At 54.2% G+C, this 13,846-nt stretch carries 12 protein-coding genes; 3 read left to right on the forward strand and 9 right to left on the reverse strand.

Going from position 1 to position 13,846, the window contains the following annotated elements; genetic code table 11:
• Nucleotides 1–49: 49 nt before the first annotated feature.
• From ABHF33_RS15445 to ABHF33_RS15480, 8 genes are all read right to left on the reverse strand, one after another.
• The gene (locus ABHF33_RS15445) at nucleotides 50–1,630 is read right to left on the reverse strand and encodes an ABC transporter substrate-binding protein (protein WP_348944785.1); all 1,581 of its coding nucleotides are present in this window, start codon (nucleotides 1,628–1,630) and stop codon (nucleotides 50–52) included.
• 67 nt (nucleotides 1,631–1,697) lie between these two features.
• Nucleotides 1,698–2,042, reverse strand: coding sequence for a hypothetical protein (locus ABHF33_RS15450; protein WP_348944786.1), 345 nt, complete (start codon nucleotides 2,040–2,042; stop codon nucleotides 1,698–1,700).
• A gap of 48 nt (nucleotides 2,043–2,090) precedes the next feature.
• Nucleotides 2,091–3,887 carry a family 2A encapsulin nanocompartment cargo protein cysteine desulfurase gene (locus tag ABHF33_RS15455; protein WP_348944787.1) on the reverse strand — a complete coding sequence of 599 codons (1,797 nt, stop codon included), beginning with the start codon at nucleotides 3,885–3,887 and terminating at the stop codon, nucleotides 2,091–2,093.
• Nucleotides 3,874–4,785 carry a family 2A encapsulin nanocompartment shell protein gene (locus ABHF33_RS15460; protein ID WP_348944788.1) on the reverse strand — a complete coding sequence of 304 codons (912 nt, stop codon included), beginning with the start codon at nucleotides 4,783–4,785 and terminating at the stop codon, nucleotides 3,874–3,876. Before ABHF33_RS15460 ends, ABHF33_RS15455 begins: the two co-directional genes overlap by 14 nt.
• A gap of 78 nt (nucleotides 4,786–4,863) precedes the next feature.
• Nucleotides 4,864–5,832 (reverse strand): serine O-acetyltransferase EpsC, encoded by a 969-nt coding sequence (epsC, locus tag ABHF33_RS15465; RefSeq protein WP_348944789.1) that lies wholly within the window; start codon nucleotides 5,830–5,832, stop codon nucleotides 4,864–4,866.
• Between the two features lie 355 nt (nucleotides 5,833–6,187).
• Nucleotides 6,188–6,796 carry an RBBP9/YdeN family alpha/beta hydrolase gene (locus ABHF33_RS15470; RefSeq protein ID WP_348944790.1) on the reverse strand — a complete coding sequence of 203 codons (609 nt, stop codon included), beginning with the start codon at nucleotides 6,794–6,796 and terminating at the stop codon, nucleotides 6,188–6,190.
• Between the two features lie 30 nt (nucleotides 6,797–6,826).
• Nucleotides 6,827–7,639: an EAL domain-containing protein gene (locus tag ABHF33_RS15475; protein ID WP_348944791.1), complete on the reverse strand. Its 813-nt coding sequence runs from the start codon at nucleotides 7,637–7,639 to the stop codon at nucleotides 6,827–6,829.
• Nucleotides 7,640–7,819: 180 nt separating this feature from the next.
• Nucleotides 7,820–8,824: a sulfate ABC transporter substrate-binding protein gene (locus ABHF33_RS15480; protein ID WP_348944792.1), complete on the reverse strand. Its 1,005-nt coding sequence runs from the start codon at nucleotides 8,822–8,824 to the stop codon at nucleotides 7,820–7,822.
• A gap of 120 nt (nucleotides 8,825–8,944) precedes the next feature.
• On the opposite strand from ABHF33_RS15480, the gene ABHF33_RS15485 reads away from it, so the two are divergent.
• The 3 genes from ABHF33_RS15485 to ABHF33_RS15495 all read left to right on the forward strand — a co-directional run bounded on the left by ABHF33_RS15485 (nucleotide 8,945) and on the right by ABHF33_RS15495 (nucleotide 12,332).
• Nucleotides 8,945–9,187 (forward strand): hypothetical protein, encoded by a 243-nt coding sequence (locus ABHF33_RS15485; protein ID WP_348944793.1) that lies wholly within the window; start codon nucleotides 8,945–8,947, stop codon nucleotides 9,185–9,187.
• 69 nt (nucleotides 9,188–9,256) lie between these two features.
• Nucleotides 9,257–10,933: a putative bifunctional diguanylate cyclase/phosphodiesterase gene (locus tag ABHF33_RS15490; protein ID WP_348944794.1), complete on the forward strand. Its 1,677-nt coding sequence runs from the start codon at nucleotides 9,257–9,259 to the stop codon at nucleotides 10,931–10,933.
• A gap of 236 nt (nucleotides 10,934–11,169) precedes the next feature.
• Nucleotides 11,170–12,332 (forward strand): IS3 family transposase gene (locus ABHF33_RS15495; RefSeq protein WP_348944795.1). Its coding sequence is split into 2 segments (ribosomal slippage): nucleotides 11,170–11,434 and nucleotides 11,434–12,332, totalling 1,164 coding nucleotides; the frame shifts between segments, so codons are not numbered across the junction.
• Here the strand turns inward: ABHF33_RS15495 and ABHF33_RS15500 are convergent.
• Nucleotides 12,307–13,821, reverse strand: coding sequence for a hypothetical protein (locus ABHF33_RS15500; RefSeq protein WP_348944796.1), 1,515 nt, complete (start codon nucleotides 13,819–13,821; stop codon nucleotides 12,307–12,309). The two genes, ABHF33_RS15495 and ABHF33_RS15500, sit on opposite strands and share 26 nt — an antisense overlap.
• Nucleotides 13,822–13,846: the final 25 nt, after the last annotated feature.

Below are 13,846 nucleotides of genomic sequence, written 5' to 3' on the forward strand. Positions count from 1 at the left end.
TGCAAACCCTGCCATGGGGCTATCAGCGCGCTGGTGCTGGCTCGGTTGCTTATTGGCTGCGCACGTTCAGCCAGTTTTGCCGCCCGAAGGGATTGACGATATAGCCTGTGACTTTGGGCGTGGTAATCACCGAAATCAGCGGGTGCGCCAGCGGTATCCATAATGCTTGCTGCGCGATGATTTTTTGCGCGGCCTGATATTGCTTGCTGCGCTCGCTGATATTGGCTGTGGTGCGGCCTTTCTTGATCAGAGCATCGAGCTGCGGCTGGCAGTAACGGGCGAAATTGAGTCCCGATTCAAGCGAAGCGCAGGCAAATTGCGGCGTCAGGAAATTATCCGGGTCGCCATTGTCACCGCTCCAGCCCATAAACAAAATATCATGCTCGCCCGCTTTGGCGCGTTTGATCAGCTCGCCCCATTCTATGGTTTTCAGCTCAGCACGAACGCCGATTTTGGCTAGATCGGCTTGCAGCAATTCGCCACCCAGCCGTGGATTCGGGTTCAGTGTGCTGCCAGCCGGACGAATCCAGATTGTGGTGTCAAAGCCATTGGGAAAGCCTGCTTTGGCCAGCAGCGCTTTGGCTTTGCCCGGGTTGTAGCTGGTGTCCTTGTCGCCCAGATAGCTCCACGTTGCAGGTGGCAGCGGGCTATTGGCCGCGGTAGCGGTACCCTGGAAAACTTGATTTAGATAGGTTTTCTGGTCGAAAGCGAGTTTGAGCGCTTGCCGCACTTCGACTTGATCGAGCGGTTTGTGCTGCGTATTGAGTGCGACAAAAGCGGTGGCAAACATCGGTGTGCTCAGTACTTTGAGGTTTTTATCCTGCTGTGCGGCGGTGATTTCCTGTGGTTTGGGGCCGAGCGCAATCTGGCATTCGCCTGCTTTGACTTTTTGCACCCGCACCACTGGATCCGGGGTGATGGCGTAGATTAATTTATCCGATTTGGGCTTGCCGCCAAAATACTGTGGGTGGGCATCAAAGCGGATTACGGCGTCTTTCTGAAAGCTGCGCAATGCAAATGGGCCGGTGCCAATCGGTTTGCTGGTGAATGCATTTTGCTGATTTGTGGCCAGTAGCTGGGCGGCGTATTGCGCTGAGTAAATCGATGCAAACCCCATGCTCAGCAATGGCAAGAAAGTGGCGTCGGCCTGCTGCAAAGTAAATTGCACGGTTAAATCGTCGATTCTGCGGATGTCTTTAACCAGCTTGCCTAGCCCAAATGATTGGGCGTGCGGGTAGCCGTTGGGGGCGCTGGCATGCCAGGGGTGATTGGGGTCGAGCATGCGCTGGAAGCTGAAAATAACATCGTCGGCATTCAGCGCCCGGGTAGGCTGGAAATAATCGGTGCGTTGAAACGCCACCTTTGCTCGCAGCTTGAAAGTGTATTGCAGGCCATCTGCGCTCACTTGCCATTGTTGCGCCAAGCTGGGTACCAGCTTGCCGCTGCTGGCATCGTATTCAAGCAGCCGGTTGAAAATGGTGTCGGCCGCCGCGTTGGTATTGGTCAGTGAATTGTATTGCACCACGTCAAAACCATCGGGGCTGGCTTCAGTGCACACGGTCAAAGCTTTGCCGTGTGATATACCGCTAAGTAGTATGCCGATCAAGGCAAGAGTTAGATTGATTTTCATAGATATACCTCTGGTTTTAAAATCGGCTAAGGCAGTGTTGTTGTTCTTGTTATCGCCCTGTTTGTTGCTAGTGATGCTGCTGTTCTTCCGGCGCCAGCAGCGCGTATCCGTATTTATTTAGTATTTCTTTGGCTTTTGCCAGCTGTTTATCGCTGCGCGAGATTTTGTGCTCTTTGCTGGCGGGGATATGTACATCCAGGCCGTATTGTTGCAGCCAGCTGCGGATCAATTGCAGGCTTTTTTCTCCCAGACCCGGGATATGCAGCAGATGCCGGTAGCTGATTGCCGCTACATCTTGCGGGGTAAAGGACTCGCGATCCAAGTGATTTTTTAATGCGTTGATCTGCCGATTGGTCAGTGGGGCATAACAGCCATCAAAGTCAGTGGCTGCCGGACCTTGTTGCATGCTCATCTTCATGCTCCATGAAAAACGCCCTCCGCTGGCGCGGAGGACGTGATTTTAGAGTGCGTTTTTGCCGCTTTTGATTTTCAAAATCGCTGCGGCCAGCGCATCCAGATCGCTGCAAGTGTTGTAAAACGCCAGCGATGGACGCACGGTCGCTTCCAATCCGAAACGGCGCAAGATCGGTTGCGCGCAATGATGGCCCGAGCGCACCGCAATGCCTTCCTTGTTCAGCAATGCGCCAACCTTGATCGTCTCAAAGCCATCGAGCACAAACGACAACACACCCGCTTTTTCAGCCGCCGTACCAATCAAACGCAAGCCCGGAATATCTTTGAGCAAGCGCGTGCCATAGACCAAGAGCTGATGCTCGTAGGCTTCGATATTGGCTATGCCGATGCGCTGCACGTAATCGAGCGCAGCACCCAGACCGACCGCATCGGCAATATTGCCGGTGCCTGCTTCAAAGCGGAACGGCGCAGCATGAAAACGCGTGTTCTCAAACGTCACGTCTTCAATCATGTTGCCGCCGCCTTGCCATGGTGGCGTTTCGTTCAGCAAGGCTTCTTTGCCGTAGAGCACGCCAATGCCGGTCGGCCCGAAAACTTTGTGACCCGAAAACACAAACCAGTCGCAATCAAGTGCCTGTACATCAGCACGCAGATGTGACACTGATTGCGCGCCATCGAGCAACACTTTCGCGCCAACGCTATGTGCCAGCTCGATAATCCGCTTGGCGGGTGTAATCGTGCCCAAGGCATTCGATACCTGGGTAAATGACACCAGCTTAGTGCGAGGGCTGAGCAGTTTGGCGTATTCGTCGAGCAACAATTCACCGTTGTCATTGACCGGAATCACCCGCAATACCGCCCCAGTTTTAGCAACGAGTTGCTGCCATGGCACGATATTGGCGTGATGCTCTAGCCAGCTGATGATGATCTCATCGCCCTTGCCGATATTGGCTTCGCCCCACGATTTGGCGACCAGATTAATCGCTTCGGTCGTGCCACGCACAAACACGATTTCATTCGTCGAACGGGCATTTAAAAAGCTGCGCGCAGATTCGCGCGCGCCTTCATACGCATCGGTCGAGCGCGCAGCCAGCTCGTGCGCTGCGCGGTGAATGTTTGAGTTTTCGTGCTCGTAGAAGTAGCTAATCCGATCAATGACTGCCTGCGGCTTTTGCGTTGTCGCCGCGTTATCGAGCCAGATCAGTTGCTTGCCGCCGCTCACCCGCTCACGCAAGATTGGAAAATCCTTGCGCAATAGATGCGGGTCAAACGGTGGGCGAGCAATACTGGATAAGCCTTGCTGCGACTGGCCGTGACCCGCTTGAAACGGATCCGCATGCAAACCGGGCACTTGAATGCCCGCTGGGCTGGTAGGCTGGGCGTAATCGAGGAAGTAAAAACTCGAGCCGAAGCTGCTCGGCACCGCAGCTTGCGGCTGGGCCTGCAATGTTGAATCAATCGGGCTCGTGCTTAAACGCGGTGCCAATAATTGGCGCAGCTGGGCTTCATCGGGCAAGCCGAAATCAGCTGGATTAACGCCACTGCTGTGCAAGCTCGATTGTTTTGCGTGCAAATTCAAGGCATCACTGCTGTACGGGCTATCGAGCCGTTGCTCAGGCACACTCAGTGGTGGTGGCGTCGGAATCGCTGGCGTGGCCGAGGCGATGGCTGGATTAAAGCCTGCGCGATCACCCTGTGGCAGACTGCCCAGTTGATTGATCCCCACGCTTTGCCCCGGCACAGCGCTGAACAGCTCATTGGCCAGTTGCTCCAGCCAAGGCGTCAGATTGCCGACATCACTGAGATCGCCCACGCTGGGTGGAAGAAGCTCACTTGTACTCATGGTATTTACCGATTTCTACGTCTTCGAGCACCGCAATCGCGTCGTCGGTCAGCACGGCCAATGAGCAATATAGCGATACCAGGTATGAGGCGATGGCTTTGTGGTTAATGCCCATAAAGCGCACCGACAAGCCCGGGCTTTGCTGACCTGGCAGATCCGGCTGATACAGACCCACGACGCCCTGACGGCTTTCACCGGTGCGAATCAGCAAGATCTTCGATTTGCCGTTTTCGATTGGCAGTTTGTCTGAAGGGAACAGGGGTATACCGCGCCAAGTCAGGAACTGTGAGCCAAACAGCGATACAGTGGGTGGGGGTACCCCACGGCGCGTGCATTCACGGCCAAAGGCGGCGATTGCCAATGGGTGCAAGAGGAAGAAGCCCGGTTCTTTCCACACTTTGGAAATTAGCTCGTCCAGATCATCTGGCGTTGGCGCGCCGGTGCGCGTTTTGATGCGCTGGCTCGGCGCGATGCTGTGCAACAGGCCATATTCTTTATTATTGATCAGCTCGCTTTCTTGACGCTCTTTGACTGTTTCGATGGTCAGGCGCAACTGCTCGCTAATCTGGTTGTACGGCTTGCTATACAAATCAGATACGCGGGTATGCACATCGAGCACGGTATTGACGGCCGATAACAGATATTCACGTGGGTTTTCGATGTAATCCACAAAAGTATTGGGCAATACGCGCTCGTCGCGTGCAGAACAATCGACTTCAACGCTGCTGGCGTCTTTCACTTTATTGACGCGGTAAATACCGGCCTCAACGGGCACCCAGTTGAGTAAATGCGTCAACCAGCGCGGTGTGATCGAGGTGAGCTGCGGTACGGTGCGGGTCGCAATGGCTAGCTGCCGTGCGGCTACGTCGCCTAATGCCGTTTGTTGTTCGGTGGTCATGGCTTAGTGCTCCTTTGAGCAAGTGAGAAATGAATAGAGAAATGAATAAAATGCATCTGTGTGTTGGTCAGCATGGCGCTAGCTATTTCGATTGCTGGCTTGCGAGATATGGCTGTTGGCCGGTACCGATTGCGTGAGCCAAACATTGCCGCCAATCACCGAGCCTTTGCCAATCGTGATACGGCCCAAAATCGTCGCGCCGGCATAAATCACCACATCGTCTTCCACAATCGGGTGGCGAGCATTGCCTTTGACCAGATTGCCGTTTTCATCGGTGGGAAAGCTTTTTGAGCCTAGCGTGACGGCCTGATAAATCCGCACGCGCTCGCCGATAATGCTGGTTTCACCAATCACAACGCCGCTGCCATGGTCGATAAAGAACTCGGCACCAATCCGCGCGCCGGGGTGAATATCAATGCCGGTGCTGGCGTAGGCCAGATTGGAAATAATCCGCGCCAGAAAGGGCGCGCCGAGCAAATACAGCGTGTGCGCCAGCCGATAGCTCAATACTGCGCGAAAGCCCGGATAGCACAGCAGGATTTCGGAAATGCTGTTGGCAGCCGGATCGCCCTGCTGCGCGGCGTTGAGATCGCCCACCAGAAAAGCGCGAATATCCGGTAACTGGCTGGCAAAGCTGCGCGTGACTTCATCGGCGATCTGTTTCAGATTGTGATCAAACGCGGCGCTGCGCTCGGCGCTAAATAGCAGGCTGCGGCGGACTTGTTCGGCCAGCTGCGTCAGGCAGGCGTGCAGCGTGCTGCCGACAAAATGATCGATACTTTCATCGTTCAAATCCGGTCGGCCGTAATGGGTGGGAAAAAGCGCAGCGGCAAGGCCATCCAGAATCTGCTGCATGATTTCGCGTGAGGGCAGTTCGCGCACGCGGCCCTGATAGCGGATCTTTTTGGTGTGCTCGCGCGATTGGCGCAAGCCGTTGACGACCTCGCTCAAGCCCCAGTGTTTGTCGTGGCTGCCATCGGCGTTGGCTGCCGGTGTGAGGCGTGATTCGGCCGTCAAGGCATCAGGCATATTCAGCAGTGCGTTCACGGTGCTCCCCCTTGGTCGATGTCGTTCTGGTCTGGATCGGCGTGCTGGCTTCGTGTCGCAGAAGCCGCAGCTGAACCGCAGCGCAATCTTTTGTAAGTGCTGCGTTTAAATCTGCCGCGATTATGCGCGGCCAATTTAAATAAACAAAAGAACTTATGTTTATATTCAAAATAATAAAAAAGAATATGCAAAGGATGGCAAGGCTTGGTTCTGCGCTCGATTGAGGCTATCGCGCGCGATGCTGTCGGCGTGTGGGAGTATGGTCGTGCGGGCAGTTTGAATGTGCCAGCCACCCGGCCGGGATGGCTGTGCACAGATGAGTCAAGCCGCGTGTGCCACTAGGCAAGCTGCGGTTTTAGTGGGCGAAATCGAGATTGATCAGCAGTTCCTGCTCATGGATTTTGCTGATCAGCTGCGCCAGCAGCTGCAAGCCCTCAGGCCATTCGCCGTGCCCTGATTCGACATTGATGTGGCCGCCGTTTTCTATCCAGTGCAGCTTGCTGCGCCAGATCTGGCTCAATTGCACGGCGCGATCCACGCTGCAGCTCGGGTCGTTATCGCTGGCGATCACCCAGCTGGTAAACGGCAGGGCAATCGACGGTAGCGGCATAAAGCCTTGAAATTCGTCGGGCGCTTCGGGTCGCATTACATCGGCAGGGGCAACGAGCAAAACGCCTTGTACGGCTCTGTTGCGGCCAAATAGTGCCGCCCAGTGAGCCAGCGTGGCGCAAGCCAGGCTGTGCGCGACAATGATCGTCGGTGCGTCGCCCTCAGAAATTTTCTGCTCAAAGCTGCGCACCCAGTCGGCGGCTTTAGGATGCTGCCAGTCGTTTTGCTCAATGCGCTCGATTTGCGGGTATTGCTGCTGCCAGATGGATTGCCAGTGGTCTGCGGGCGAATTATTCCAGCCCGGGGCAATCAGGATGCGTTTTCCGGCGCTCAGCCAGCTTTCAATGGTCGCCATAAGGTGTTCTCTATCTAAAGCCTGTTGTGTTTAGAGTGGGCGGTAATTAGGTCGGGCCAGGAAAAAGCCTTGCAGGCCGTCCACGCCACTATCCAGTGCAATGTTTTTCTCGGTTTGCGTTTCGACGCCTTCGGCAATCACCTGGCTGCCTGCGTCGTGCAACAGCGACACCAGCTTGGCGTAGCCTTGCCGGGCTTTGTCCTGCTGGGCGGCCAGCGCCAGAATATGGCGGTCAAGCTTGACGAAATCGGGCTCAAGCAGCCAGAGCCGGTCCAGATTGGCCATGCCGTGACCAAAATCATCCAGCGCAATCCGGTAGCCTTTGGCGCGATAGTTTTTGACTGCGCGGCTGATCGCGCTGGCATCGACGGCGACGGCTTCGTTTTCCAGTAACTCAAGCACCACCTGATTGGGGCCAAAGCCCAGACTACTTAAAATATGCTCGAAATACGCGCCATGATCGCTGATCTCGACCAGCAATTCAGGGTGAACATTTAAAAACAGCAGCCGGTTCGATTGGGCATAGCTGCTGTAATTCATCACATGCAGGGTGCGGCATAGGCGGTCAAATGCGACCAGCTTGTTGCCTTGTCGTGCCGAGGCAAAAGCTTGTGGCGGCGAAATGGCTTTATCGCGCACTGAGGCGCGCAGCAAGGCTTCATCGGCAAAGTGGTGATTGTGGCGGTCAAAAATCGGCTGAAACGCTGACGCTAGCGTCGAGCCCAGTGCCTTGACCAGAATGCCGCGCAGCGAATCGACCTGAAACAGGCTTTCTGGCCAGTCGCGGGCAATTTCGGGCGGCACCGGCAAGCGCTCGCTTGCTTGTATTTGTGGCCAGTTCATGGCGCAATCCTTCGCATGGAATGTATTTCTGTCCCGGGCATGGCCTGCGATGGCGTGGTTTGCCAACAGGCCTACACAGAATTACCTATGGGGTATATGTCTGTAGCTATTTTGAAATATTGGCTGCAGACATATACCCGGTGGTGTGTGCCCGGCTGCTGCCGGGCGGGCGCGGTGGCCTTATTTGCCTGCGCTGTAGATCTGGTCGAACACGCCGCCGTCGCTAAAGTGAGTTTTCTGCGCCTTGGCCCAGCCACCGAACACATCGTCGATGTCGAACAGTTTCACGTTCGGAAACTGCTTGGCGTACTTGGCCAGCACGGCTTTATCCTGCGGACGGTAGTAGTTTTGTGCGGCAATTTCCTGACCTTCTTTGGAGTACAGATAGTTCAGGTATTCGGTCGCCACTTTGCGCGTGCCTTTTTTGTCGACTACTTTATCGACAATCGCCACCGGTGGCTCGGCCAGAATCGACAAGCTAGGCGCCACAATGTCGAATTTATCCGGGCCCAGCTCCTTGATCGCCAGCACGGCTTCATTTTCCCACGACAGGAACACATCACCCTGGCCGCGCTGTGTGAATGTCACCAGCGAGCCGCGTGCACCGGTGTCCAGAATCGGTACGTTTTTAAACAGCTTTTGCACAAAATCACGCGCTTTGGCGTCGTTGCCGCCTGGCTGCTTGAGGGCGTAGGCCCAGGCCGCCAGATAGTTCCAGCGCGCACCGCCCGAGGTTTTCGGATTAGGGGTGATCACCTTGATGTCGTCGCGAATCAGGTCATTCCAGTCTTTAACCTTTTTCGGGTTGCCTTTGCGAACCAAAAAAACAATGGTCGAGGTGTAAGGGCTGGCATTGTTTGGCAATTTTTTCTGCCAGTCCGGGCCGAGCAATTTGCCTTTTTCAGCCAGCTCGTCAATGTCGTAGGCGAGGGCAAGGGTCACTACATCGGCTTCCAGTCCGTCGATGACCGCGCGGCCTTGCTTGCCCGAGCCGCCGTGAGACTGGCGAATCGTTACATCGTCACCCGTTTTGGCTTTCCAGTGTTTGGCAAAAGCTTTGTTATATTCCTGATACAGCTCACGCGTTGGATCGTAAGACACATTCAGTAGCTCGATGCTGGCGGCCAGACTGGTGCCGCTGGCGATGGCGAGGGTGATTGCTGTAAGGGTGTGCTTGAGTTTCATGATTCCCTGTCCTTGTGTTTGGGTTGGCGAGGTGAATCATGTCATGGAATTTATATTTCATTTAATACTAATAAATTTTAACTTTATAACTTTAATTTTATTTTTGTCGTGCTGATCGGCATGCTCCGCAATCCCTTGCAGTGTCTTTGCTCTGGCCGCGCATTCAATTTATCCACAGAGAATGTGAATAAACCCGCGTTTGAAACGCAGTATTTCCTTTTACATCAAGCATTTTGTGGTCTGATTATTCTTTTGGCGAACAAACGTTCAGCGCTTTGCGCTGCTGTCTATGCGCTTGTTGATGGCCGCAAGCTGGTGGTTTTTCACCCACTGCGCGGGCGGATCAATGTATTTGCTCTCTGATCACGCTACACTGAACAGGCTGTTCATCAACACGTCATACTAGGGGTTGCGATGCTTTGGTTGCTGGCAATGTCTGTCGCCGTTTGTGCCTTGCTGCTGATTTATGCCTGGCGCGCACGGCGTTTGCGCCAGCGCTATCAGGCGCTGGTCGATAGCATTCCTGATCTGGCCTGGGCCAAAGACGCTGATGGCCGTTTTGTGGTGGTCAATCGAGCCTTTTGTGACATCTGGCAAATCAAAGACCCCGCCACCTTGCTCGGCAAGGACGACTATTTTCTGTCGCCGCCGCATCTGGCGGCGCAATACAAGGCTGACGATCTCAAGGTACTGCAGTCAGGGCAGGCAATACGCGAAGAACACCCTTTTGATCATGTGATCGACGGCAAACGCTGGATGGAGCTGATCAAGGTGCCGGTACGCGAGGGGCGACGAGTGATCGGCACGGCAGGCATAGCCCGTGACATTAGCGAGCGCAAGCAGGCGCAGGAACAGCTGCAATGGCTGGCTTGGCACGACCCTTTAACTCAGCTGTATAACCGTACCTATCTGGAATTGCAGCTGGCCGCGTGGATTGAGGCCGGGGCTGGCTTTGGCCTGTGGCTGATTGATCTGGATCATTTCAAGCGGATTAATGATGCACTGGGCCATGCCGCTGGCGATGCCGCGTTGGTGCAGGTGGCCCAGCGTCTGCAAAGCCTGAATCAGCTGGTGTTCCGTCTGGGTGGGGATGAATTTGTTTTACTGGCGCCCACCGAAGAAGCGAGCCGGGTCGATGATCAGTTGCTGGGCTTTTTAAGTGGCCATATCCAGATTGAAGAGCTTGATTTCCAGCTGAGCTTTACTGCTGGCCGTGTACTGTTTCCTGCCGATGGTCAGAGCGCAGGGCAGCTGCTAAAGCACGCCGATATTGCGCTCTATCAGGGCAAGGCCGACGGGCGAGGGCAGATCAGCGTGTTTGAGCGAGCCATGGCCAAGTACGCCGTTCTGCAACTGGAGCTGGAGCGCGAATTGCGCCAGGCGCTGGCGCGGCAGGAATTCAGGCTGGTTTACCAGCCGCAGATCTGTTTGAGCGATACCAGCCTGATCGGTTTTGAAGCGCTGATCCGCTGGCATCAGCCGCAACGTGGTGAAGTTAGCCCGGTTGATTTTATTCCGTTTGCCGAGCAAACCGGCATTATTGCAGCCATCGGCGATTGGGCGCTGGATGAGGCGATTGCACAAGTGCAGGCCTGGGCTAGCGCGGGTTTGGCTGTCGTGCCTGTGGCGGTGAATGTGTCGGCCTTGCAGCTGGCCAGCGTGGATTTTGCCGATACGGTGATTCGCCGCATACACCGGCTACCGCTTTTTTTGCAGGACAAAATTGTACTGGAGCTGACCGAATCAACGCTGATGCAGGTTCCTTCCTTGCAGTCGCTGCGCACGCTGACGCAGGCGGGGATCGAGGTGCATATGGATGATTTTGGTACCGGTTACTCCAATCTGGCGCAGCTCTCGCGCATGTCCTTGTCCAAGCTGAAGTTTGATCGCAGCCTGATCCACAATATCGCCGGCAATCAGGCCGCCCAACAGGTTTGTCGCGCACTGGTCGATCTGGCCTACGCTTTGCGGCTGGAAATCGTCGCCGAAGGCGTGGAAACCGAAGCTGAAGCACAATGGCTGCACGCGCAAGGCGTACAGCATGCCCAAGGCTACTGGTTTAGCCGCCCGCTGGAAAAAGATGCTGCGGCAGAATATCTAAGCTCGTAAGGTATTGCGGCAAAACCGGTGTGGCTGAGTTATTCAATATTGCCATTAATGAGGTTTGGTTTGCAGATCGGCAAATCAAACGTCAACATACCCTGACCACATCAAGCCGCACGGGTGCACATCAGGCCGCTACTCCGCACTAGTCACGGCGCGCGCAAGCAGGTTATCTTGTTGTGGTTCAATGATTTCGGACACCAACTTAGGTGGTAATCTCGCCACCATTAACGAGGTGTTTCATGAGCAAAGTTCGCAGGACATTTACCCCGGAATTTAAAGCCGAAGCCGCCAGTCTGGTCGTCGATCAAGGCCACACGGTGTCACAAGCCAGTAAGGCGATGAACGTCGGCGAGAACATACTGCGTCGCTGGATTAAGCAGCTGAAACAGGAAAGACAGGGCATCACGCCGCAGGCCAGAGCACTCACGCCAGACCAGCGTCGCATTCAGGAGCTCGAAGCGCGCATTGATCGGCTGGAACGGGAGAAAGCCCTGTTAAAAAAAGCCACAGCTCTCTTAATGGCGGACGAACTCAATCGTACGCGCTGGTAGACCAATTAAGTGAGCATGAACCCGTAGAAATGGTCTGCAGCACCTTCGGTATTTGCCGTTCCAGTTATTACCATTACCGGCATCGACGCCAGCATATTGATCGTGAACGGATCGAGTTGCGCGCCAAAGTACGCAATCTGTTTAAGCAAAGTCGAAATGCGGCAGGTAGCCGCAGTCTAGTCTGGATGCTGGCGGTCGAAGGCATTACGGCTGGCCGATATAAAGTGCGCCAGCTCATGCGAGAAGCCGATTTGCAGTGCAAACAGCCAGGCGCGCATCGCTACAAAGTCCACAAAGATGAACGTCCAGACATTCCGCACTTATTGCAGAGGGCGTTTAATCCGGAGCAACCGAATCAGGTCTGGTGTGGCGATATCACCTATATTTGGGCGGGTAATCGCTGGATTTATCTGGCTGTGGTGCTGGATTTGTTTGCCCGTTGCGTGGTGGGCTGGGCGCTTAGTGAGCACCCGGATGCCGAGCTAGTCAGCCGTGCGTTAGATCATGCCTGGCAACAGCGTGGCCAGCCACTGGGAGTGATATTTCACTCGGATCAGGGTAGCCAATATGGCAGCCGGTTGTTTAGGCAACGGATATGGCGCTACCAGATGCAGCAAAGCATGAGTCGGCGCGGGTGCTGTTGGGATAATGCGCCGATGGAGCGGTTATTTCGCAGTCTTAAAACAGAATGGATACCAAAGCCTGGGTATGAATCTGCAGAAGAAGCCAGGCTGGATATTGGCGTTTACCTGATGGCGTATTACAACTGGCAGCGGCCACACACCGCCAATGGCGGGCTAGCCCCTACCATTAAGGAAAGACAACTTAATTTACTGTCCGAGAATTGTTGACCACAACATCTGTCGACTTCGATTCAGTCGGCAACTTGAACTGCTCTTCAACTTCGTGGTTGACCACTTTTTTAAACTCCAGCATTTGCTTGATGATTTCGGAGCGGGTGGCTAATTCGATATAACTTACGCCATTTTGCGTGGTTGCGATTGTGAAGTCCGTCTTTACATTGCTTCTGTCATTGATCTGGGTGATGTCGTAGTTTCCTGTTTTTTGATAGGGTCCACCATCGCGGCATTTAATAATCGTCGCACTCAGTACACTAGCCACTTCTTGTGATGCGCTTAATTTGTTTCCCCGGCCAACAAGAGTGGTTTTTTGACTAATCTGATAATCCAATTTTCCGGTGGTTTTGTCGTTATCTATGGCACCACTCGAAAACTCTCCTCCCATATGAGCCTGAAAATCAGCCAAGCCACTCAGCCACTGATCACGTGCAATATTAAATGCCGCTGAACGAGACGTTGCAGTATTGATCTCGGCAGCAGGGTAATTGGATTGAAGCTGGGCAAATGCACTTTTAAATTGGCCTATGAGTTGCTCCTGGCCTTGTGCGCGTGCGTTTGCCTGATCAAATTGGGTTAAATAACGGTCAATTGCAGCCTTTTGCTGCTCTGGAGTGCCGCGAATGCTGGCATTGGATAGATCGACATCAATCGAGAGCTCGCCATCAATGCCCTGCATCGTCAATGAGCGGCGGCTTGTATCGGCATGGAGTGTGAGCGCCTGCAGGCCGACGAATTGATTCGATGCGTCTACTTTGAGATCAATGCCAGAGAGCACCTGTGGGTCAAAATCGAGCAAGCCTGCTACATCAATCGTTGACAGACGGGAGGGGCGATCAGTCGTTAAGTTTTGCCCTATGCTTTGCAATGTGGACTCGAAGCCTTTTGACAAGGCAGCCAGCGCTTTGCACTCTTGCGACGACAGTTCAGCTGAGGTCTTGATCTGTACTGACAGGCGATTGCCGCTGTCCTGGTTTTGATTATCGAAGGCGATCAAGATCTCGATTTGCTTTTTTGATACGGTCGTCAGCGTAAGCCCTATCGTATTTTCTGTTGCGCTAAGCTCAGTGGCCGCATCAACCCCTTCCAGATTGGCGCTTTCGCTTACGTCAGAAGACCAGGATTCAGCAAGGGTCTGCTGGTATGCATCTTGCGTCACGCTAAAGCGCTCAAGTAAAGCTCCTCCAAGCCCTTTAAACAAATCTGAAACCCCGGAGTAGGGCGTACTCGACCAGATATTGTTAAGCATGACTTGGCTGATATTGTCATTCGCAGAGCTGGCAAAAGTGAGGGTTTTTCTGGGGACAAAATAGGTCAAATCTGCTGAGGAGTCGCCTGCTTGTCCTGATTGAAGCGTGACCTTGGTGGCATTACTGGGCGTGGCATTACCCGGCAACACATTGAGCGCAGGGTCTTTGTTCGGTGTGGCTGATTTATTTAAAGCAGGAGTGGTGCCTGTAGTCAGGGCAGGAGAAATAAGCATGGTATGTCATTATTTTCGGCAGAAT

It is taken from the genome of Chitinibacter sp. FCG-7, from assembly GCF_040047665.1.
Lineage (GTDB): Bacteria > Pseudomonadota > Gammaproteobacteria > Burkholderiales > Chitinibacteraceae > Chitinibacter > Chitinibacter mangrovi.